The sequence below is a fragment of the Pseudomonas hygromyciniae genome (assembly GCF_016925675.1).
Taxonomy (GTDB): Bacteria; Pseudomonadota; Gammaproteobacteria; order Pseudomonadales; family Pseudomonadaceae; genus Aquipseudomonas; species Aquipseudomonas hygromyciniae.
On sequence record NZ_CP070506.1, the window covers coordinates 3,716,365 to 3,737,532 of the forward strand.

The 21,168-nt window shown below is 61.2% G+C and carries 14 protein-coding genes and 3 pseudogenes; 8 read left to right on the forward strand and 9 right to left on the reverse strand.

From position 1 onward, the window contains the following. Positions 1-49: 49 nt before the first annotated feature. Positions 50-676 carry a response regulator transcription factor gene (locus tag JTY93_RS16370; protein ID WP_205479946.1) on the reverse strand — a complete coding sequence of 209 codons (627 nt, stop codon included), beginning with the start codon at positions 674-676 and terminating at the stop codon, positions 50-52. A gap of 275 nt (positions 677-951) precedes the next feature. Here JTY93_RS16370 and JTY93_RS16375 point away from each other — a divergent pair, with 275 nt between their 5' ends. Together JTY93_RS16375 and JTY93_RS16380 are read left to right on the forward strand one after the other, a co-directional pair. Beyond that, a complete protein-coding gene (locus JTY93_RS16375) occupies positions 952-1,506 on the forward strand; it encodes a PQQ-dependent catabolism-associated CXXCW motif protein (protein WP_205479948.1) in 555 nt (184 codons plus the stop codon). A 27-nt stretch (positions 1,507-1,533) separates the two neighbouring features. Continuing rightward, on the forward strand, positions 1,534-2,199 hold the full coding sequence (locus tag JTY93_RS16380) for a response regulator transcription factor (RefSeq protein WP_029296512.1): 666 nt from the start codon (positions 1,534-1,536) through the stop codon (positions 2,197-2,199). A 202-nt stretch (positions 2,200-2,401) separates the two neighbouring features. Here the strand turns inward: JTY93_RS16380 and JTY93_RS16385 are convergent, their stop codons facing one another. The 5 genes and pseudogenes from JTY93_RS16385 to JTY93_RS16405 all read right to left on the reverse strand — a co-directional run bounded on the left by JTY93_RS16385 (position 2,402) and on the right by JTY93_RS16405 (position 9,899). Beyond that, positions 2,402-4,663 (reverse strand): hybrid sensor histidine kinase/response regulator, encoded by a 2,262-nt coding sequence (locus tag JTY93_RS16385; protein ID WP_240344520.1) that lies wholly within the window; start codon positions 4,661-4,663, stop codon positions 2,402-2,404. Beyond that, positions 4,632-5,795, reverse strand: coding sequence for a nitric oxide-sensing protein NosP (gene nosP / locus JTY93_RS16390; protein WP_205478339.1), 1,164 nt, complete (start codon positions 5,793-5,795; stop codon positions 4,632-4,634). The genes JTY93_RS16385 and nosP overlap by 32 nt, the downstream gene beginning before the upstream one ends. Positions 5,796-6,007: 212 nt before the next feature. Beyond that, positions 6,008-7,184 (reverse strand): annotated as a pseudogene (locus JTY93_RS16395) (porin). A 656-nt stretch (positions 7,185-7,840) separates the two neighbouring features. Continuing rightward, positions 7,841-8,645: pseudogene (locus JTY93_RS16400) on the reverse strand (sulfite exporter TauE/SafE family protein). Between the two features lie 9 nt (positions 8,646-8,654). Next, positions 8,655-9,899 (reverse strand): NAD(P)/FAD-dependent oxidoreductase, encoded by a 1,245-nt coding sequence (locus tag JTY93_RS16405; RefSeq protein WP_205478342.1) that lies wholly within the window; start codon positions 9,897-9,899, stop codon positions 8,655-8,657. A 171-nt stretch (positions 9,900-10,070) separates the two neighbouring features. On the opposite strand from JTY93_RS16405, the pseudogene JTY93_RS16410 reads away from it, so the two are divergent. Continuing rightward, positions 10,071-10,935: pseudogene (locus tag JTY93_RS16410) on the forward strand (MBL fold metallo-hydrolase). Positions 10,936-10,950: 15 nt separating this feature from the next. On the opposite strand, the gene JTY93_RS16415 reads toward JTY93_RS16410, so the two are convergent. The 3 genes from JTY93_RS16415 to bkdR form a co-directional block, all read right to left on the reverse strand. Then, complete coding sequence (locus JTY93_RS16415; RefSeq protein WP_205478359.1) at positions 10,951-12,174, reverse strand: HD-GYP domain-containing protein; 1,224 nt, start codon at positions 12,172-12,174, stop codon at positions 10,951-10,953. A gap of 46 nt (positions 12,175-12,220) precedes the next feature. Then, complete coding sequence (locus tag JTY93_RS16420; RefSeq protein ID WP_205478345.1) at positions 12,221-13,846, reverse strand: methyl-accepting chemotaxis protein; 1,626 nt, start codon at positions 13,844-13,846, stop codon at positions 12,221-12,223. Positions 13,847-14,264: 418 nt separating this feature from the next. Continuing rightward, on the reverse strand, positions 14,265-14,750 hold the full coding sequence (bkdR, locus tag JTY93_RS16425; protein ID WP_205478347.1) for an Lrp/AsnC family transcriptional regulator: 486 nt from the start codon (positions 14,748-14,750) through the stop codon (positions 14,265-14,267). 196 nt (positions 14,751-14,946) lie between these two features. On the opposite strand from bkdR, the gene JTY93_RS16430 reads away from it, so the two are divergent. From JTY93_RS16430 to JTY93_RS16450, 5 genes are all read left to right on the forward strand, one after another. Continuing rightward, positions 14,947-16,182, forward strand: coding sequence for a 3-methyl-2-oxobutanoate dehydrogenase (2-methylpropanoyl-transferring) subunit alpha (locus tag JTY93_RS16430; protein ID WP_169994752.1), 1,236 nt, complete (start codon positions 14,947-14,949; stop codon positions 16,180-16,182). Between the two features lies 1 nt (position 16,183). Then, positions 16,184-17,242, forward strand: coding sequence for an alpha-ketoacid dehydrogenase subunit beta (locus JTY93_RS16435; RefSeq protein WP_169994754.1), 1,059 nt, complete (start codon positions 16,184-16,186; stop codon positions 17,240-17,242). Continuing rightward, positions 17,243-18,511, forward strand: a complete 1,269-nt coding sequence (locus JTY93_RS16440; RefSeq protein ID WP_205478349.1) for a dihydrolipoamide acetyltransferase family protein — start codon at positions 17,243-17,245, stop codon at positions 18,509-18,511. A 4-nt stretch (positions 18,512-18,515) separates the two neighbouring features. Then, positions 18,516-19,895 carry a dihydrolipoyl dehydrogenase gene (gene lpdA, locus JTY93_RS16445; RefSeq protein ID WP_205478351.1) on the forward strand — a complete coding sequence of 460 codons (1,380 nt, stop codon included), beginning with the start codon at positions 18,516-18,518 and terminating at the stop codon, positions 19,893-19,895. A 196-nt stretch (positions 19,896-20,091) separates the two neighbouring features. After that, positions 20,092-21,111 carry a branched-chain amino acid aminotransferase gene (locus tag JTY93_RS16450; protein ID WP_205478353.1) on the forward strand — a complete coding sequence of 340 codons (1,020 nt, stop codon included), beginning with the start codon at positions 20,092-20,094 and terminating at the stop codon, positions 21,109-21,111. Positions 21,112-21,168: the final 57 nt, after the last annotated feature.

Below are 21,168 nucleotides of genomic sequence, written 5' to 3' on the forward strand. Positions count from 1 at the left end.
AAAACATTAAAGCCATAATCTAACGCTATCAATCCCGATCAACTATTGATCATCCCGCGGCCCTGACCAACCCCATATCAATCCCCACGTGCACCATTTCGGCATGGGAGGTCACCTGTAATTTGCTCTTGAGCAACGTCAAGTGATTGGACACGGTCTTGCTGCTGATACTCAGTTGATCAGCGATCGAACGGGTAGGCGTGCCCTTGGCCAGCATCAGGAAAATCTCCAGCTCACGCGCCGTCATGCCCTGCAGGCGGTGATCGACCGGATGGTAAGCCAGCTCGGTGGCCAGGGCCTGTTCGATGTAGGTATGGCCGTCGAGGATGCGCTGCACCGCTTCAGTCATCACCCCAGGCGTTGCGCCCTTGGTGATATAGCCCGACGCCCCGGCCTCCAGGGCCTGGCGTACCAGGGGCAACTCCTGATGCTGGCTGAAAAACAACACGCGCAATTGCGGCAGGCGCTGGCGCAGGCGACGGGTGGTTTCCAGGCCGCTGATGCCTGGCAGGCCGACACCGGTGATCACCAGGTTCGGCACCGCCTCCTGCACCCGTGCCAGCGCTTCTTCGCCACTGCCCGCCTCACGCACCTCGACACCCGGCAGCAATGCGCGTAACAGGCTGGCGTAGCCGAGCCGCACGACGGCGTGCTTGTCCACCAGCAGGATATTCATGATGCATGCACCGGCATCACCAGTAGCGGCGCCGGTCGCGGGCCGTGGAGCTTATCGACCCCGATCAGGCTCAGGATCAGCAAAAACGGCAAGAGCAGCGCCTTGAGAATTCGCATGATCGTACAACTCCCGGGGATGATCGTTGCTGCCATGCTAGAGCCCGCAAGCGACCGGCGATTTACTACTTTGGTACTGGTTTTGCTGTCTATCGTCGCATTCCCAAGGCAGCGCGACTGGCATGTAATGGGCGCATAACTATAAGGATCGTACCTGCCATGCTGCCCGCCCGACTGACCCTGGTTGCCGTGCTGTCGCTGACCCCGCTGTTGGCGGCTGCCGAGGCGCCAAGCCCGTTGTTTTCCCGCGACGGCTACCGCATCAACCTTTACCGCAGCCCCACGCCAGATCACCTGCCGGGCGCGACCATCGTCGACACCCCTGCCCTGCAAGCCCTGCTGACACAACAGCCACGCCCGGTGCTGATCGACGTCTATCGCCGGCAGTGGCTGCACGGCCAGTTCATCGAAGACCAGCCCCACGCCAACGTGCCCGGCAGCCATTGGCTGGCCAATACCGGCGATGGAGAGTTGACGCCCGAATGGCAAAGCTACTTCGCCCGCCACCTGTACACCTACAGCGGCGGTAACCTGGCGCAACCTTTGGTGTTCTACTGCCGCTCCGATTGCTGGCTGAGTTGGAACGCGGTAAAACGGGCCAAAGCCTTGGGCTATAGCGTTGTGTATTGGTATCGCGATGGACTGGACGCGTGGGAAGCCGCACAGCTGCCAGTCGCCGCGGCACACCCTGAGCCCTTTGAGCTTGCCCACTGAACCACCACAATAAAAAGGTGAACGGCCATGTATAAAATTCTGATTGCCGACGATCACCCGCTGTTTCGCGAAGCGATCCATAACGTCATCAGCGACGGCTTTGCCGGCAGCGAAGTGATGGAAACCGCCGACCTGGACAGCGCCCTGGCCCTGACCCAGGAGCACGACGACCTCGACCTGATCCTGCTGGACCTGAACATGCCCGGCATGCACGGCCTCAATGGCCTGATCAACCTGCGCAACGAAGCGCCGACGATTCCGGTGGTGATTGTCTCGGCCGAGCAAGACAAGCAGATCGTGCTACAGGCCATTACCTACGGAGCGGTCGGCTTTATCACCAAGTCCTCGCCACGGGCGCAGATGACCGAGGCGATCCAGCAGATCCTCAACGGCAACGTGTACCTGCCGCCGGATATCATCCGCACCCAGAAAAACCCCGGCCAGCGGCGCATGCACGACAACCCGGCCTTCGCCCCGGAACTGCTCCAGGCCCTGACCCGCAAGCAGTTGCTGGTGCTGGAACGCATGACCAAGGGCGAGTCGAACAAACAGATTGCCTACACCCTGGAAATCGCCGAAACCACGGTAAAGGCCCATGTCTCGGCGATTCTGCGCAAGTTGAATGTGCATAACCGGGTGCAGGCGATCCTCAGTGCCGGGGATATCGACTTTGGGTCCTACCTGCGGCGCTAAGCCTCCCTGTAAGAGCCTGTTTGTAGTGGCGAGCGGGCTTGCTGTGGCGAGCGGGCTTGCCCCGCGCTGGGCTGCGTAGCAGCCCCAAAACCTGTGCCCTCGGTGTGCCTGACAGAACTCAGTGAGTTTTTTTGGGGCTGCTGCGCAGCCCAGCGCGGGGCAAGCCCGCTCGCCACAACAAGCCTGCCTGTCACAGGATGTGTCAGGGGCGGCCTAGCAGGTGGCTCATGGCCGTCTTGAGTTTCATCGGCCGTACCGGCTTGTGCATCAAGGTGTGCCCCAGTTCGCGGATCTGCAGTTTCAGCTCGTTGCTGTAGTTGGCGGTGATCATCATCGCCGGGATCGCGCTGGCTCGCCGCGCATTGATCCTCGCCACCGCGTCCACGCCATTTTGTTCATCATCCAGGTGATAGTCGGCAATCAGCAGATCCGCCTGGGCATGGTAGTTGTCTACCTGCCGCGCCAGGTCCTGCTCGGACAAGGCGGTAATCACCTGGCAGCCCCAGCCTTCAAGCAAGGTGCGCATGCCGGCGCAGATCGCCGCGTCGTTATCCAGCACCCACACCCGTGCGCCCTGCAAGCGCTCCAGCATCGGCTCGCTCATCACCGGCATCGGCAAGGCCTTGGGTGCGCTGCTGCTCAGCGGCACCTCCACACTGAACATCGAGCCCTTGCCCGGCCACGAGCGCACGCTGATCCGGTGCCCGAGGATCCTGGCGATTTTCTCCACAATCGCCAATCCCAGGCCCAACCCCCGATCCTGGTCCGGGCGTTGCACGTCGCCGCGCTTGAACTCCTGAAAAATCTCCTCCAAGCGCTCCTCGGCGATGCCCATGCCGGTGTCCCAGACCTGGATCGACAAGCGCTGATGCTCACGCCGACAGCCCAGCACCACGCGCCCTTCGTAGGTGTAGCGGATGGCGTTGCTCAACAGGTTGCGCAGGATCCGCGCCAGCAGCTGGATATCGCTGCGCACCAGGGCCGAGCAGCCAATGAAATGCAGCTGCAAGCCTTCGCTGCGCGCCACTTGCGTATATTCGGCGGCGAGGTTGTCCAGCAGTTCGCTCAAGGCAAACGGCGCGATATCGGCCTTGATCACCCCCGCGTCGAGCTTGGAAATATCCACCAGGGTGCCCAGCAGGTTTTCCACATCTTCCAGGGAGTTGCTGACATTGCGCACCAAGGTCTCGTTGGCCACCGGGTCGCGCCGTTCCAGCAAGGCGCCAGTGAACAAGCGCGCCGCATTGAGCGGCTGCAACAGGTCATGGCTGACCGCCGCGAGAAACTTGGTTTTCGACAGGTTGGCCTGTTCGGCTTCCAGCTTGGCTTCACGCAGGCGCGACTCCACGCGGCGGCGCTCGTCGATTTCCTGCAGCAGTTGGTCGTTGAGCGCGGTCAGTTCCGCCGTACGCTCACGTACTCGCAGCTCCAGGTTCTGATAGGCCTGATGCAGGGCCTCGGCGGTGCGCCGGCGCTCGGTGATGTCGCGGATCAGCACAAAGATCCCCACCACCTCGCCACTGCCCAGGCGGTTGGGCACATAGGAGCGCAGCATGTAGCGCTCCTGGTTGTTGATGTTGGTTTCGGCGAACTCAAACGTCACGCTCTCCCCCGCCAACGCCTGCGCCACGTAGGCCTCCAGGCGCTGGTAATGCTGTTCGCTGTGGGCCTGGCGCAGGCTTTTGCCGAGCATCGCGCCCTGGGCCCAGCAATACCATTGCTCGTAGACCTTGTTGGTGAACTCGTAGACCAGGTCGGCATTGAGGTAGGCAATCAACGCTGGCACATGGTCGGTGATCAACCGGATCCAGCGTTCACTCTCCTGGGATTTCTGCGCGACGGCTTGTTCCCGGCGCAGGGTTTCGGCCAGTTTGACGTCGGTGATATCGGTAAACAGAATCACCCGCCCGCCGTCCTGGGTCGGCCGCTCGCTGACTTGCAGCCAACGCCCGTTATCCAGGCGGTAGAACAGGGTTTCCTCGGCATGCCCGTGGGCTTCTTCGGTGAACAGGCCGTTGACCGTCATCAGCCGCTTGACCTCGCGCAAGCCCATGCCCGCGACAATCTGCACCGGGCTGTTGCTCCAGAATCCCTGAAAGCGACTGTTGAACAACACGATATGTTGGTGCTGGTCGAACAGCACGAAGGCATCGGAAATGCTCTCGATGGCATCGATCAAATGCTGGTGCGCGGTTTCTGCGCGCAGCTGTGCATCGCGCAGCAGATGGTTGCTGGCCTTGAGTTCGGCCATGGCCTGGTTGAGCGCATCGGTACGTTCGCGCACCTGCTCGGCCAGCACCACTGAATGCTGGAACGCCGCATAGGGGTCGTTGCCACGGGTTGCGCCCGACTCGACGCGCTCGATCAGCGCGGCGTTGATCCGCGCCAGCTTGTAATTGTCCTGCTGCAGGGCGCTGATTTGCGCGCGCAGTTCAGCGCTGTCCAGGGGTTCGACCACGGGCAATGGCGACCCCGGTAAAGGTCTGGTTGATGTGCATGCCATTGAACTGTTCTCCGTAGGTGTTGAACCCGATCACCCGCTGCTCGCGCAAAAAGGCGCCGATCGGCTCCAGGGTGCCGTGTTCTTCCAGCTCCAGGCGCCGCAAGAAACAGTCGCAGCCGATGGTCAGCAGCAGGTCGCCAAGACGCGCTTGCAGGCCATCGAACAGGGTCTGCAGGTTGGGCAGGATCGGGCCTGGGGTCATGGCGGTAAGGACGATGCCGTTTTCCACTGCGCAGTAGAAGCTCAGGCTCAGGTCATCGTGGACCTGCTGGATTGCGCGCACGTAGTACTGGTCGTTGATGCGCACCGCCAGCGGGTGGGCGGCGAAAATCCGGTGGTCCAGTTGCGCCACCGCCACGCCGATATGCCGCGCGTATTCTTCAGCGGCAGGTTCGGCATTCAGCTCAAACACCCGCCGCGAGGCGCTGTCCGCCCCCGTCACCACCAGTTTCTGCGCACGGGGCAGGATGTGATGGGTGGTGAACACCTCGAAATCCAGCCAGGTATTGACCAGCACCACTACCGCAGCGCCACTGTGGAAGGCGCCGTCGAAATACACGTGGGTGTGGGTCAGGTGGTTGTCATCACCGGCCGAGCCGCCGAAATGCGGGATATCACCGAGCGCCGCGCTCAAGGCGGCAAGGACCATTTCTTCACGGCTGGAAAGGCCGTCGAGCAGGGTCAAGGCAAAGCTGTTGCCCTTGATCGGCGCCAGGGTATTGCTGCGACAGCCGCCCACCAGGCGTTCGACCATTTGTTGCGCGTCGATCAGGCTGAAGTGCTCGACCTGGTCGATCAGTTCGGTGGCGATGGAAAAGTGCGCATGGTCAAACCCTACCGCCGTCACGCAATTGCGCCCGTAACCCTGGGGCGTGATCTCGCCAGCGCTGGTGCAACCTACCACGCGGATGCCACCGAAACGCTGTTGCAGAGCCTGGCCAAGGGCCTGCAGGTCGTAGGTGGCGGAGCAGAAGAACAGCACGAAACCCAGGTACGGGTGCAACAACTGGCTGGCCAGTTCGTCAGCCACTTGCCGGGCATCGCTGGCCTGGGACATGGCGGTGACTACGCCTTCGCTGTGCACCTGTTGCATGGTCATCTCCCCCGTTTAAGTTCAAGTGTACGAACGCGGACGGTGGCGACCTATGCTACTTGGGTACTGGGTCGGGGCCTTCGATGGGATGAGATCAAAAAATGTGGGAGCGGGCTTGCTCGCGAAAGCGGTATGTCATTCAGTATTTATTTGACTGATCCACCGCATTCGCGAGCAAGCCCGCTCCCACATTTTGATCCCATTCCAGATCATTACCAGGTCAGTACCGCACCTACGGCAAAGGTATCGGTATCTTCATTCTGCGCACTGGTGTCGTGGCCGCTGATCTCGAACTGGTTGTACTCGGCCACCAGCTTCAGGTTGTCGTTGATGTCATGGAACAGGGCAATGCCACGGGTTTCATAATCCGCGCCGCTGCCGACCACGCCGTTGCCGTCGTCCTTGGTCTTGCCGTAGGACAGCGCCAGACGATTCTTGCCCAGCTTGTAGGAACCCTGCAGCAGGTAGCCGTTGCTGTCGACATTACGCAAGGTGGCTTCCCCGGCGTTGTTGGTGAAGAAGGGGGTTGATGCCCTTGGCCTGGAAGCCGGAACCGGTGAGCGACAAGCCGCCCATCTTCGCCTGCACGCCGTAGCCCAGGCCTTTGGAGGTCACCGATTCGACGGTGGAGTCGGTGTTGTCCGACGTCTGGTAGCTGCCGTTGAGCCAGCTGTAAATCTTCGCCCCGCCCACGTCGAACTGGTAGGTGATCTCGCTCTCGGTGCGCGGGTTCTTCTGGTAGGCCTTGCCCAGCGTACTGCTGTCGTTGGTGTCGACCGGGTCCATGATGCCCACGGCCACCCGCAGGCCGTCCATCACCGGGGTGCGGTAGGTGATCTGCGAGGTGGGGAACGGGTACGGGTAGCCGCTGCCGATATTGCCGAACGACACCCCGCCGCCGTCCACCAGGCCCAGGCTGTCGCTGACCTGGCCGTAACCGGCGAGGAGTTCGTCGAGCAGGATATTGGAACGGGCGAACAGGCCGAAGTCCTTGCCGATCAGCACTTCGCCCCACTCGGGGTTGGCCACGGTGCCGTAGAACTGGCGGACGTCGATGGCGGTGTCGGTGCCGTTGGTTTCGCTGTCGTTGATGGTCACCCAGAACGAAGCGCGGGCGCCGAGCTTGAGGTCATCGACCTGCTTGCCCATGTTGAAGCCCAGGTAGTTGGGCAAAAAGCCCATCTTCACCCGCGACTGGCGCCGGTCGTACTGCTCACCGGCCCGGTCCACATCGCTGTTGACGTAGAAGGCGTTGATATAGCCATCGGTGGAGAAAGTGGTCTCGTCCTTGTCGTACAGCACGATTTCGGCCTGGGCCAGGGAGCTCAAGCCGAGGCTGGCGATAAAGGCTGGCAACAAACGACGGGGGAAGTTCTTATTGTTATGCATGGCGCGCTCCGCGACGGGGGTCTGGGTGTCGGAGGCGATTATCGAAAGGCAGGCTGCGCGGTTAAACGCTGCCTTGGAGGCGAATGCGCGGTGCTTTGGGCGGCAGCAAAGGCCCGCCACTTAAGGCTTACACCTGTAGGAGCGAGCTTGCTCGCGAAGGTCGTTAACGATCACGCGGGGCATAGGTATCTACACAGCTATCTTCTTGGTGTGTGTACATATCCGTTGCTGTGGTCACGGCCACTTAGGGTTCCGCCCTGACGGCGGGTCACTTTTGGAAAAGAGCCCCAAAAGTAACCAAAAGGGCTCTTGCCCCACCACTCGGTGCCTCGCCTAGGCTCGGCATGCCCGCAGTCAGGCATTGCTCCGTGGGCCCGCCGCGATCGGCCATCCATGGCCGTGTCGCGGCTACCCCGGCATCCTGCCGGGGTGCCCACTACGCAATACCTGCCTGCGGCCATCGTGGTTTGACGGGGCGCCTAGGATCAAAAGCCAGAGCAACAGCAGAGCCCGAGTGCGAAGCTACATTCCCTTGTGGGAGCGGCGGTGCGACGATTCGACTTGCTCGCGAATGCGGTCAATCAGCCAGTACATTTATCGACTGATACACCGCTTTCGCGAGCAAGCTCGCTCCTACAGGTTAGGCGGTGCGCAGGTTAGAGGGCGTTGAACAGCATCCCGCCGGCTACCACCACACACAGGCTGGCAAAACCGATTTGCAAGGCCCGCGCCGGCACCCGCGAGCCCAGGCGCCGGCCGATGAGCATGCCGACGATGCTGGCTGCAATAAACACCCAGCCTAAGGTGTCGATCACCACTCCGGCATGGAACGCGCCGACCACGCCAATCAACGAGATCAGACTGATCACCATCAACGACGTGGCGACAATCCCGCGCATCTGCACATCGGTCAGTTGCTTGAACGCCGGCACGATCAGAAAGCCGCCACCCACGCCCAGTAGGCCCGACACCGCACCAGTCACTGCGCCCAGGGCGGCCAAGGTCGCTGTGCACTTGGCGGTCCAGGAAAAACGCCCGGTGTGCTGATCGAGCATGCAGTTCTTTTGCCCCCAGGAGGCTGCGCCATGGTCGCTGGGGCCGGCCTCGACCTTCTCGCGCCGCAGCATGCGCCAGGCCACCAGTACCATCAGCGCGCTGAACAGGCCCATCAGGATCTTGTCCGGCAACTGATGGGCGAAGAACACCCCCAGCGGCGAAAACAGCGCGCCCAGCAACGCGATCAACAGCGCCGCACGGTAACGCACCAGGCCATGGCGCAAGCCATCAACCGCACCGACTGCCGCTGCCGCACCGACCGCGAACAACGACACCGGCGCCGCTTCGGTCATGGTCAAGCCCAACCCCAGCACCAACGCCGGTACGCCGAGAATCCCGCCCCCGGCCCCGGTCAACCCCATGACCAGGCCCATCAACACACCAAAAAAAACTTGCCAGCAGCATAGGGTTCTCTCACTCCACCTTAGCCAGACGGGTCAGCCATTCGCGGCCCTTGAGCATGCCGTTCCAGTAGAACCACGGCAGCAGCGTGGCCTTCAAGAACCACGCCGAACGCCGCGCCACAGTTGGGTCGAGGGCAAAGGTCGGCAGCAATCGGCCGCCGTAACCGAACTCGGCCAGCACCACCTTGCCCTTCTCCACCGTCAGCGGGCAGGAGCCATAACCGTCGTACTTGAGCGGCAACGGCGCCTGTTTGCGCAAGGCCAGCAGGTTCTCGGCCACCACCACGATTTGCTTGCGTACGGCGGCGGCCGTCTTGGCGTTGCTGGTGGAGCACACATCGCCCAGGGCGAAGATGTGCGGGTAACGTACCTGTTGCAGACTGTGGGGATCGACCTCGCACCAGCCGGCGGCATCTGCCAATGGGCTGTGGCGGATAAAATCCGGGGCCACTTGCGGCGGCACGACGTGCAGCATGTCGAAGGATTTTTCCTCGATGCTGACATTGCCCTCGGCGTCCTTGACCTCGAACCAGGCCTTGCCCGCCGGGCCATCGACCTTGATCAGGTTGGAATTGAAGGCCAACCGCGCGCCATATTTCTCGACGTACTTCATCAACGGCGGGACAAAGGTCGCCACGCCAAACAGCGCGGCCCCTGCCAGGTTGAATTCGACGTCGATATTGTCCAGATCACCCTGCTTGAGCCAGTGGTCACAAGACAGGTACATGGCCTTTTGCGGCGCACCCGCGCATTTGATCGGCATGGCCGGCTGGGTAAAGATCGCCTTGCCGCCCTTGAGCTGCTGCACCCGTTGCCAGGTGTAGGGCGCGTGCTGGTAGCTGTAGTTGGAGGTGACGCCGTGGTGGCCCAGGGTCTGCTCCAGGCCTTCGATTTTCTCCCAGGCCAGACGCAGGCCGGGGCAGACAATCAGGTTATTCCAGGTCACGCGCTGGCCGCTGTCGAGCACCAAGGCCTGCTCGTCGGGCAGCACCTGGCTGACCGCCGCCTGCACCCAGGTCACGCCATCGGGCAATACCCGGGCCATGGGGCGCATGGTTTTGCGGATGTCATGGGCGCCGCCGCCCACCAGGGTCCAGGCGGGTTGGTAGTAGTGTTCGGCGCTGGGTTCGATCAGGATGATATTGAGCTGCGGGTCGCGCTTGAGCAGGCTGGCCAGCAGGCCGATGCCCGCCGAGCCGCCGCCGATGACCACGATGTCGCCACTGATGGTCGGTCCCCAGTGTTGGTCGTTCATAGTCCTGGCCTTTCTTATTTCAACAATGCACACAAGGGTCGCTGCCGCATGGCGTCACGTCCCACTCTCAATCGATCCTTTGCCTCGGATCGTTTGTTTCACTTAAGCTCGCAAGCCTATGTGGAAATCACCTTGAATGTAAGCTGCTATCAGCTACCCAGGACAACCGTCATGCCCGCGTTGATTCAATCCTTTCTGGACGAGGCGTCGTCGACCTACACCTACGTCGTCTATGAAACGCACGCCAGCCCCTGCGCCATCGTCGATTCGGTGCTCAACTACGACCCGGCCTCGGGGCGTACCGACACGGCCCAGGCCGACAGGGTAATTGCCTTCGTGCGTGAACAGGGCCTGCAGGTGCAATGGCTGCTGGAAACCCACGCCCATGCCGATCACCTGTCCGCCGCGCCCTACCTGCGCCGGCAATTGGGCGGCAAGATTGCAATTGGCCAGTCCATCAGCAAAGTCCAGGACGTGTTCAAGAACCTGTTCAACCTGGAGCCGGAGTTTCGGGCCGACGGTTCGCAGTTCGACCATCTGTTCGCCCCCGACGAGATCTTCCACATCGGCAACCTCAAGGCCCAGGCCCTGCACGTGCCCGGCCATACCCCCGGCGGACATGGCCTACCTGATCGACGATCAGATGATCCTGGTGGGCGACACCTTGTTCATGCCCGACGTCGGCACCGCCCGCTGCGACTTCCCCGGCGGTGATGCGCGCCAGTTGTATGCCTCGATGCGCACGTTGCTGGCCTTTCCCGGCGAGACGCGCCTGTATGTGTGCCACGACTATCCGCCTGAAGGCCGCGCGGCCAAATGCCTGACCACCGTGGCCGAGCAGCGTGCGGGCAATATTCATGTGCATGACGGGGTGGACGAGGCGGCGTTTGTGCAGATGCGCACCCAGCGCGATGCCGGGCTTGGGATGCCGACCCTGTTGTTGCCGGCGATCCAGGTGAACGTGCGGGCGGGGAACATGCCGCCGGCGGAAGACAATGGCGTGGTGTACCTGAAAATCCCGCTCAACCAACTGTGACACGACCCGCCAGGTTCAACTGAAGTAGGAACCCTTGGACTGAGGCAAGCCCGACCACAGCTCGTCGATCTGCTTGAACCCCCAGTCCTCGATATTCTCGCGGCCGACAATCCTGTCGCGCTGTTCAGCCAGGTTCACCACAGCCTGGATGATCGGCAAGCGGGAGCGGGCCGAAAAGAACACTTTGACCATCGGTGTGAGCAACGACTTCTGGCTTTGCTCGATCACCACGCCGATACGCCCGCTCTCCAGACGCACCAGGGCGCCAACCGGGTAAATCCCCACGCAGCGCACAAAGGCCTGGAACACCCGCTCATCAAAATGGCCTTTCCATTCGGCCATTTTCTGGATGGCATCGGCCGGCCCCCAACCCTGCTTGTAGGGACGCTCTGAAGTCACGGCATCGTACACATCACACACCGCGCCCATTTTCGCGAACAGGCTGATCTGATCGTGACTCAGCCCATGGGGGTAACCCTCGCCGTTGCACTTTTCGTGGTGATGCAGGCACACATCCAGCACCAAGGCGCTGATATGCGGGCTGTTGCGCAACATGTCCGCCCCGGCCTGCGGATGGTTGCGCACAATCTCGAATTCCGCGTCAGTAAGCTTGCCGGCTTTACTTAGAATGCCCTCAGGGATCGCCATTTTCCCGACATCGTGGAACAACCCTGCCAGCCCTGCCTCCTGGACCAGTTCCGGCACCAGCTCCAACTGGCGGGCTAACGCAATCATCAAGCCACTGACCGCCACCGAGTGCATGTAGGTGTACTCATCGGTCCGCTTCAAGCGGGCCAGGCTGATCAGGGCATGGGGGTGGCGCAAAATCGACTGGGAAATTTCCTCCACCAGGCTCGTCACACGAGCCGGTTCGATTGCCCCGCCCATGCGCAAGTCATTGAACATTTCGACAACGGCGCTCTTGGCCAAGGCGCACACCTTTACGGCACGCGCCACCTCGGCCTTCATGTCGACACGCGGGGCCACCACAGATCGGGCTGGCACAGAGACTGTTGGCAAATCCACAGGCGAACTCTGCAGTTCGCCCGGGAGCACGTCCTCACCCTTTTGCGTATCAATCCAGAGGCTCTGGACCTGTGAGCGCTGCAAACGCTGGAGATCTTGCAGATGGATCAGCAAAAAGCTGCTTTTCCAGAAGCCATGGCCGGTCCAGGCGCCATTGAGCTTGTGGATGTACATGCCCAACCTGGCTTGCGAAGCAGGAATGCACTTCAACATAGGCATTACCTCTCTGATCAACGTCAAACAACCTGCCAGCCTCGACTCAGCTCACCGAAAACTTCGAGACAATCTGTTTGAGATCAATCGCCAGCTTCGACAGTTCATTACTGGCGATAGAGGTTTGGCCTGCGGCTGACGAACTCTGGATGGACAGGTCACGGATGCTGATGAGGTTCTGGTCGACGGAGCGTGCAACATGGGCCTGTTCTTCCGATGCCGTGGCGATCAGCAGGTTGCGTTCGTTGATATCCTCAATAGCCCGGGTGATTTGGGTAATCGCCGTCCCTGCCTCATGGGCAATCTTCAACGAGTCCACGGCCTCAGTGCGGTTCAACCCCATCGACAGCACCGCCTCGCTGGAACAGACCTGGATCTTCGCAATCATCTGCTCGATTTCCTGGGTGGAGGTCTGCGTTCTGTGGGCCAACGCCCGGACCTCGTCGGCCACCACCGCAAAACCGCGCCCCTGCTCGCCGGCCCGGGCCGCTTCGATGGCCGCATTCAGAGCCAGCAGGTTGGTTTGTTCGGCAATGGAGCGGATGACTTCCACCACCCGGGCAATGTCCTGGGCCTGCTTGGCCAGGCCCTCCACTTCGATTCCGGTTTGCTGGACCGTGGCGCTCAACTTCTCAATCGAGGCGATGGTCTGGGTCACCCGTTCCTGGCCGACTTTTGCCGAACGCTGGGAATCCTGGGTCGATTGGGAGGCCGACACGGCATTGCGCGCCACTTCCTCTACCGCCGCCGTCATTTGATTGACCGCGGTGGCGGCCTGATCGGTCTCCATGCTCTGACGTTCAATGCCGGCACTGGACTCCTTGGTGATCGAACTCATCTCTTCAGCAGCCGACGCCAATTGGCCGGACGCTTCGGATATATGCTGCAGCGTACTTTTCAAACTCATCTGCATCGCGGCGGTGGACTGTTGCAGGTCTGTCAGTTCGTCTTTGCCGCTGATCTGAATGGCGACACGCAAGTCTCCCTGGGCAATCTTCGCCGTCGCTGCCAGCAGTTCGTTAACCGGGGCGATGATACTTTTGGTGAACAGTCGCGCGACCACGATGGTCAATAGCACCGAAGCCGCCATCAATATCAATGTGAATAAACGGGCAGCACCATGTTCATCGGCGGCTGCAGTCACCGCACGCTGTGCACCCGCCTCGTTGATGGCCACCAGTTCACCCATCAAAGACTGGAGTTTGAGTGCCAAGGGGCTGGTGTAGTCTTTAAAAAAGACACTCAGGTCCGCCGCCGAATGAGAACTGTCCATGGCCAGTAACTCATCGACTTTTGCGTTATAACCTTGCAAGCCTTTTAAGACTTCATCATATTTACTTTTTTCTTCGGAACTAGAGATATAGGGAGCATAATCGTTCGCCGCTTTAGCTAATGCATTAACAGCCTCTTTCACCGCACCGCTCGAAGTTGAACTTAGTCGATTATCATCCAGGGCAAACCTGCGCAACTCCAAACGAAGTTTCAATAGCGAATTTTCCATCTTTCCAGCCATCCTAATGCTGGGTAGCCAGTCAGTTTCTATCTGCACAGTGGAAGAATAAACCTTGTCGACTTTTACCAGGGTCATTGCTCCTTGTATCAAGAGCAACAGGCAGACCACCCCGAAGCACAGGGTGGTACGTGAGTTCAACCTTATCGATCTCATTGACATGGCAACTCCCCTAGGCTTATTGGCTCAAGGGCTTTTGCAGCCCTAATGGCATCAGTGTGTGGACCATGCTGTGAAAAAAATGTAGGCCCATTGAGCTTTTATGGGATCGACAAATAGAAATCCCCACGCAAAACACTACTTAGCTAACTACTTATATAAGTCAAGTAGACCAAGGAATATGCCGCAACGACAACAGACAAGTGGGCACGGCGAGAGTCATAGATAGCTAGATGGACTAATTTCTCATTTTCCATGACTCGTTCCAGCCAAAACATGAGCTTAGCAGGTACATTGCCGCCCGCTGGGATAAGCAGATTTATAATGAATTCTCGTTCGCCTGACACCTCCATTCGATGGTTAGCGCGACTGTTTGCCCTGCGAGCGAATAATAGTAGTTATGTGTTGGAAATCCCGCGGTTTACCCCAGGCTCAGGCCATTGGCCGGCAATGGCAGCGCGGTCTTGTAGCGCACCTGCTTGAGCGCAAAGCTGGAGCGGATGTTCGCCACCCCCGGCACCTTGGTCAGGAAATCCATCATAAAGCGCTCCAGCGCCTGGATAGTGGGCAGCAGCACCCGGATCAGGTAGTCCGGATCGCCGGCCATCAGGTAGCACTCCATCACCTCTGGCCGGTCGGAAATCGCCCCCTCGAATTGTTGCAAGGCCAGTTCGTTCTGTTTTTCCAGGCTGACGTGGATAAACACGTTGACGTGCAGCCCCAGTAAATCGGCGTCCAGCAGCGTGACCTGGTCACGGATCAGGCCCAGTTCTTCCATCGCTTTGACCCGGTTGAAACACGGCGTGGGCGACAGATTGACCGAGCGTGCGAGGTCGGCGTTGGTGATGCGGGCGTTCTCCTGGAGGCTGTTGAGAATCCCGATATCGATACGGTCCAGCTTGCGCATGAGACAAAACCACCTGTTTATTATGTTTATGCAGATTTTTTATCCTCAAATGATCTCAGGCGCAACCAAACAGAGATAAATATTCTCCCCGGCCCGGCCTATGATTGTTGTAGGACAAGATTTCTCCTACCCGGGGAATGACTGTCAGCTAAGCGCGCCCACTATAAGAAATCCACAAGATCGAGCGTAGAAAGCCATGACCCAGCAATACGAACCGCTGCGCCTGCACGTTCCCGAGCCTTCTGGCCGTCCAGGTTGCAAGACCGACTTTACCTACCTGCGTCTGACCGACGCCGGTACGGTGCGCAAACCCGCCGTTGACGTAGAACCCGCCGACACCGCCGACCTAGCCAAGGGCCTGATTCGCGTGCTCGACGATCAGGGCCAAGCCCTGGGCCCATGGGCTGAAGGTGTACCGGTGGAGATCCTGCGTAAAGGCATGCGTGCCATGCTCAAGACGCGGATCTTCGATAACCGCATGGTGGTCGCCCAGCGCCAGAAAAAAATGTCGTTCTACATGCAAAGCCTTGGCGAAGAAGCCATCGGCAGCGCCCAGGCCCTGGCCTTGAACATCGACGACATGTGCTTCCCCACCTACCGTCAGCAAAGCATCCTGATGGCCCGTGAAGTGCCGCTGGTAGACCTGATCTGCCAACTGCTGTCCAACGAGCGCGACCCGCTCAAGGGCCGCCAGTTGCCGATCATGTACTCGGTCAAGGACTATGGCTTTTTCACCATTTCGGGCAACCTCGCCACCCAGTTCGTACAGGGCGTGGGCTGGGGCATGGCCTCGGCGATCAAGGGCGATACCAAGATCGCCTCAGCCTGGATCGGCGATGGCGCCACCGCCGAATCGGACTTCCACACCGCTCTGACCTTCGCCCACGTGTATCGCGCGCCGGTGATTCTCAACGTGGTCAACAACCAGTGGGCAATCTCCACCTTCCAGGCAATTGCCGGCGGTGAAGCCACGACCTTTGCCGGACGCGGCGTGGGTTGCGGCATCGCCTCCCTGCGCGTGGACGGCAACGACTTCATTGCCGTGTACGCCGCCTCTGCCTGGGCCGCCGAACGTGCGCGCCGCAACCTCGGCCCGACCCTGATCGAATGGGTCACTTACCGCGCCGGCCCGCATTCCACCTCCGATGACCCGTCCAAGTACCGGCCTGCCGATGACTGGAGCCACTTCCCGCTGGGCGACCCGATTGCCCGCCTCAAGCAGCACCTGATCAAGATTGGCCAGTGGTCCGAAGAGGAACACGCCACGGTCACTGCCGAACTTGAAGCCGAAATACTCAGCGCGCAGAAAGAAGCCGAACAGTACGGCACCCTGGCCGGTGGCCAGATCCCGAGCGCCGCGAGCATGTTCGAAGACGTCTATAAAGAGATGCCGGAGCACTTGAAGCGCCAGCGTCAAGAGTTGGGGATCTGACATGAACGATCACAACAACAAAATCGAGCTGGAAACCGCCATGACCACGACCACCATGACCATGATCCAGGCCCTGCGCTCGGCCATGGATGTGATGCTTGAGCGCGACGACAATGTGGTGGTGTTCGGCCAGGACGTCGGCTACTTCGGCGGCGTGTTCCGTTGCACCGAAGGCTTGCAGAGCAAGTACGGCACCTCGCGGGTGTTTGACGCACCGATCTCCGAAAGCGGCATCGTCGGTGTGGCCGTGGGCATGGGTGCCTATGGCCTGCGCCCGGTGGCCGAAATCCAGTTCGCCGACTACGTGTACCCGGCCACCGACCAGATCATCTCCGAAGCGGCGCGCCTGCGTTACCGCTCGGCCGGCCAGTTCACCGCACCGTTGACCATGCGCATGCCCTGCGGCGGCGGCATCTACGGCGGCCAGACCCACAGCCAGAGTATCGAAGCGGTGTTCACCCAGGTCTGCGGCCTGCGCACGGTGATGCCGTCCAACCCCTATGACGCCAAGGGCCTGCTGATCGCCTCCATCGAGAACGATGACCCGGTGATCTTCCTCGAGCCCAAGCGCCTGTACAACGGCCCGTTCGACGGCCACCACGACCGCCCGGTAACGCCATGGTCCAAGCATCCGCAAGCGCAGGTGCCGGACGGTTACTACACCGTGCCGCTGGATGTGGCCGCCATCGTGCGCCCAGGTTCGGCCGTCACCGTGCTGACCTACGGCACTACGGTGTATGTGTCGCAAGTGGCCGCCGAAGAAACCGGGATCGACGCGGAGGTCATCGACCTGCGCAGCCTGTGGCCGCTGGACCTGGAAACCATCGTCAAGTCGGTGAAAAAGACCGGCCGTTGCGTAGTGGTGCATGAAGCCACGCGTACCTGCGGTTTTGGTGCCGAGCTGGTGTCGTTGGTGCAAGAACACTGCTTCCACCACCTGGAAGCGCCGATCGAACGTGTGACCGGTTGGGACACCCCCTACCCGCACGCGCAAGAGTGGGCGTATTTCCCTGGCCCGTCCCGTGTGGGCGCGGCTTTGCAACGGGTCATGGAGGTCTGAATGGGCACGCACGTTATCAAGATGCCGGACATTGGCGAAGGCATCGCAGAGGTTGAGCTGTCGGTATGGCACGTCAAGGTCGGCGACATGGTCGTGGAAGACCAGGTGCTGGCGGATGTCATGACCGACAAGGCGATGGTGGATATTCCCTCGCCGGTCCACGGCAAGGTGATATCACTGGGCGGTGAGCCGGGTGAAGTCATGGCGGTGGGCAGCATCCTGATCAGCATTGAAGTCGAAGGCGCGGGCAATACCAAGGAGTCGGCATTGTCGGCGGTGGTTGAACAAGCCGCGCCGGCACCAAAAGCCGAAATCAAGGCGCCCGTGGTGGACAGTAAACCGGCCGCCAAGCCGGTGGTGGCTGCGGCCCAAGCCCCGGTGGCCCGCGACGCCGATGAGCGTCCGCTGGCCTCCCCCGCCGTGCGCAAGCATGCGCTGGATGCCGGGATCCAGTTACGCCTGGTCCAGGGCTCGGGCCCGGCCGGGCGCATCCTGCATGAAGACCTCGAGGCCTATCTGCAACAGGGCACCACGCGTGCCTCGGCGGGCGCCAACCCGTACGCCGAACGCAACGACGAAGAGCAGATTCCGGTGATCGGCATGCGCCGCAAGATCGCCCAGCGCATGCAGGATGCCACCCGCCGCGCTGCGCACTTCAGCTACGTCGAAGAGATCGACGTGACGGCACTTGACGACTTGCGCGTACACCTCAATGAAAAACACGGCGCCAGCCGCGGCAAGCTGACGTTGTTGCCATTCCTGGTGCGGGCGATGGTCGTGGCGTTGCGCGACTTCCCGCAGATCAATGCGCGTTACGACGACGAAGCCCAGGTCATCACCCGCCTCGGCGCGGTACATGTGGGCGTCGCTACCCAGAGCGATGTCGGGCTGATGGTGCCGGTGGTGCGTCACGCCGAGGCGCGCAGCCTGTGGGGCACCGCCGAGGAAATCACCCGCCTGGCCACTGCCGCGCGCAATGGCAAGGCCAGCCGTGACGAGTTGTCGGGCTCGACCATCACCCTGACCAGCCTCGGCGCGTTGGGCGGGATTGTCAGCACCCCGGTGCTGAACCTGCCAGAAGTGGCGATTGTCGGGGTCAACCGCATCGTCGAGCGGCCAATGGTGATCAAGGGGCAGATCGTGATCCGCAAGATGATGAACCTCTCCAGCTCCTTCGATCACCGGGTGGTCGATGGCATGGACGCGGCGCAATTCATCCAGGCCATCCGTGGCCTGCTCGAACAACCCGCCAGCCTGTTCCTGGAGTAAGGGCATGACTCAGACATTGCAAACCACGCTGCTGATTATCGGCGGCGGCCCTGGCGGTTATGTGGCAGCCATTCGCGCCGGCCAACTGGGCATCCCGACCATCCTGGTAGAAGGCCAGGCGTTGGGCGGCACCTGCCTGAACATCGGCTGCATTCCGTCCAAGGCGCTGATTCACGTGGCCGAACAGTTCCAGCAAACCGTGCACCTGAGCCAGGGTTCGGCCCTGGGCATCGACGTGGACGTGCCGACCCTGGACATCCGCAAGAGCGTCGAGTGGAAGGACGGCATCGTCGATCGCCTGACCACCGGGGTTGCCGCGCTGCTGAAAAAGCACAAGGTCCAGGTCATCCATGGCTGGGCCAAGATCGTCGACGGCAAGACCGTGGACGTAGGCGACCAACGCATCCAGTGCGAGCACCTGCTGCTGGCCACCGGCTCGAAAAGCGTCAACCTGCCGATGCTGCCGATTGGCGGGCCGATCATCTCCTCCACCGAAGCCCTGGCGCCGACCCGTGTGCCAAAACGCTTGATCGTGGTCGGTGGCGGTTATATCGGCCTGGAACTGGGGATTGCCTATCGCAAGCTCGGTGCCGAGGTCAGCGTGGTCGAAGCCCAGGACCGCATCCTGCCAGCGTACGACGCCGAACTGACACAACCGGTGGCCGAATCCCTCAAGCAATTGGGGGTCAAGCTGTACCTCAAGCACAGCGTCACCGGGTTTGAAGGTGGCAGCCTGCAAGTGCGCGATCCGCAGGGCGGCACCCTGGCCCTGGACACCGACCAGGTGCTGGTCGCCGTGGGTCGCAAACCCAACACCCAGGGCTGGAACCTGGAAGCCCTGGACCTGGCGATGAACGGTGCGGCGATCAAGATCGACAACCGCTGCCAGACCAGCATGCGCAACGTATGGGCCATCGGCGACCTGAGCGGCGAACCCATGCTCGCGCACCGGGCCATGGCCCAGGGCGAGATGGTGGCCGAGCTGATCAGCGGTAAATCCCGGGAATTCAACCCGGCGGCGATTCCGGCGGTGTGCTTTACCGACCCGGAGCTGGTGGTGGTCGGCAAGACCCCGGACGAAGCCAAGGCCGCGGGCCTGGACTGCATCGTCTCGAGCTTCCCTTTCGCGGCCAATGGCCGGGCCATGACCCTGGAGTCCAAAGCGGGCTTCGTAAGGGTGGTGGCACGCCGCGACAATCACCTGATTGTCGGCTGGCAGGCGGTGGGGGTTGGCGTGTCCGAGCTGTCCACGGCGTTTGGCCTGAGCCTGGAGATGGGCGCGCGCCTGGAAGATGTGGCGGGCACCATCCATGCCCACCCGACCCTGGGTGAAGCGGTGCAGGAAGCCGCCCTGCGGGCGCTGGGGCATGCGCTGCACCTGTAAAGTCAATGCGATCCAAATGTGGGAGCGGGCTTGCTCGCGAATGCGGTGTATCAGTCAACATATCCACCACTGACCCACCGTATTCGCGAGCAAGCCCGCTCCCACACAAGCCAAGAATGAAGTATTGTTGCGCCCATCCGGAAATAAACCGAAAGCCTGCCTTCGACCAGGCGGTTGCGAAGAGATAGAGGGTGTCATGAGTAACGAAAGCATCAATTGGGACAAATTGGGTTTTGACTACATCAAGACCGACAAGCGCTTCCTCCAGACCTGGAAAGACGGCGCCTGGCAAGAAGGCACCCTGACCGACGACAACGTGCTGCACATCAGCGAGGGCTCCACTGCCCTGCACTACGGCCAGCAATGCTTTGAAGGCCTGAAGGCCTATCGCTGCAAGGACGGCTCGATCAACCTGTTCCGCCCGGACCAGAACGCCGCCCGCATGCAACGCAGCTGCGCGCGCCTGCTGATGCCGCAAGTGCCGACCGAAGCCTTTATCGAAGCCTGTAAGGAAGTGGTCCGCGCCAACGAGCGTTTCATCCCGCCGTACGGCACCGGCGGCGCGCTGTACCTGCGCCCGTTCGTGATCGGCACCGGTGACAACATCGGCGTGCGTACCGCGCCCGAGTTCATCTTCTCGATCTTCTGCATCCCGGTCGGCGCCTACTTCAAGGGCGGCCTGACCCCACACAACTTCCTGATCTCCGGCTACGACCGCGCCGCGCCAAACGGCACCGGCGCCGCCAAGGTCGGTGGCAACTACGCGGCCAGCCTGATGCCCGGCTCCCTGGCGAAAAAAGCCAACTTCGCCGACTGCATCTACCTGGACCCGGCCACGCACTCGAAAATCGAGGAAGTCGGTTCGGCCAACTTCTTCGGGATCACCCACGACAACAAGTTCGTCACCCCGAACTCGCCGTCGGTACTGCCAGGCATCACCCGCCTGTCGCTGATCGAACTGGCCAAGACCCGCCTGGGCCTGGAAGTGGTCGAAGGCGACGTGCTGATCGACAAACTGGCAGACTTCAAGGAAGCCGGCGCCTGCGGTACGGCGGCAGTGATCACGCCTATCGGCGGGATCGAGTACAAAGACAAGCTGCACGTGTTCTACAGCGAAAAAGAAGTCGGCCCAGTCACCCAGAAGCTCTACAAAGAGCTGACCGGCGTGCAGTCCGGCGACGTTGAAGCTCCGACGGGCTGGATCGTCAAGGTCTAAGCCGAGCGCAGAACAAAATGTGGGAGCGGGCTTGCTCGCGAATGCGGTGGGTCAGTC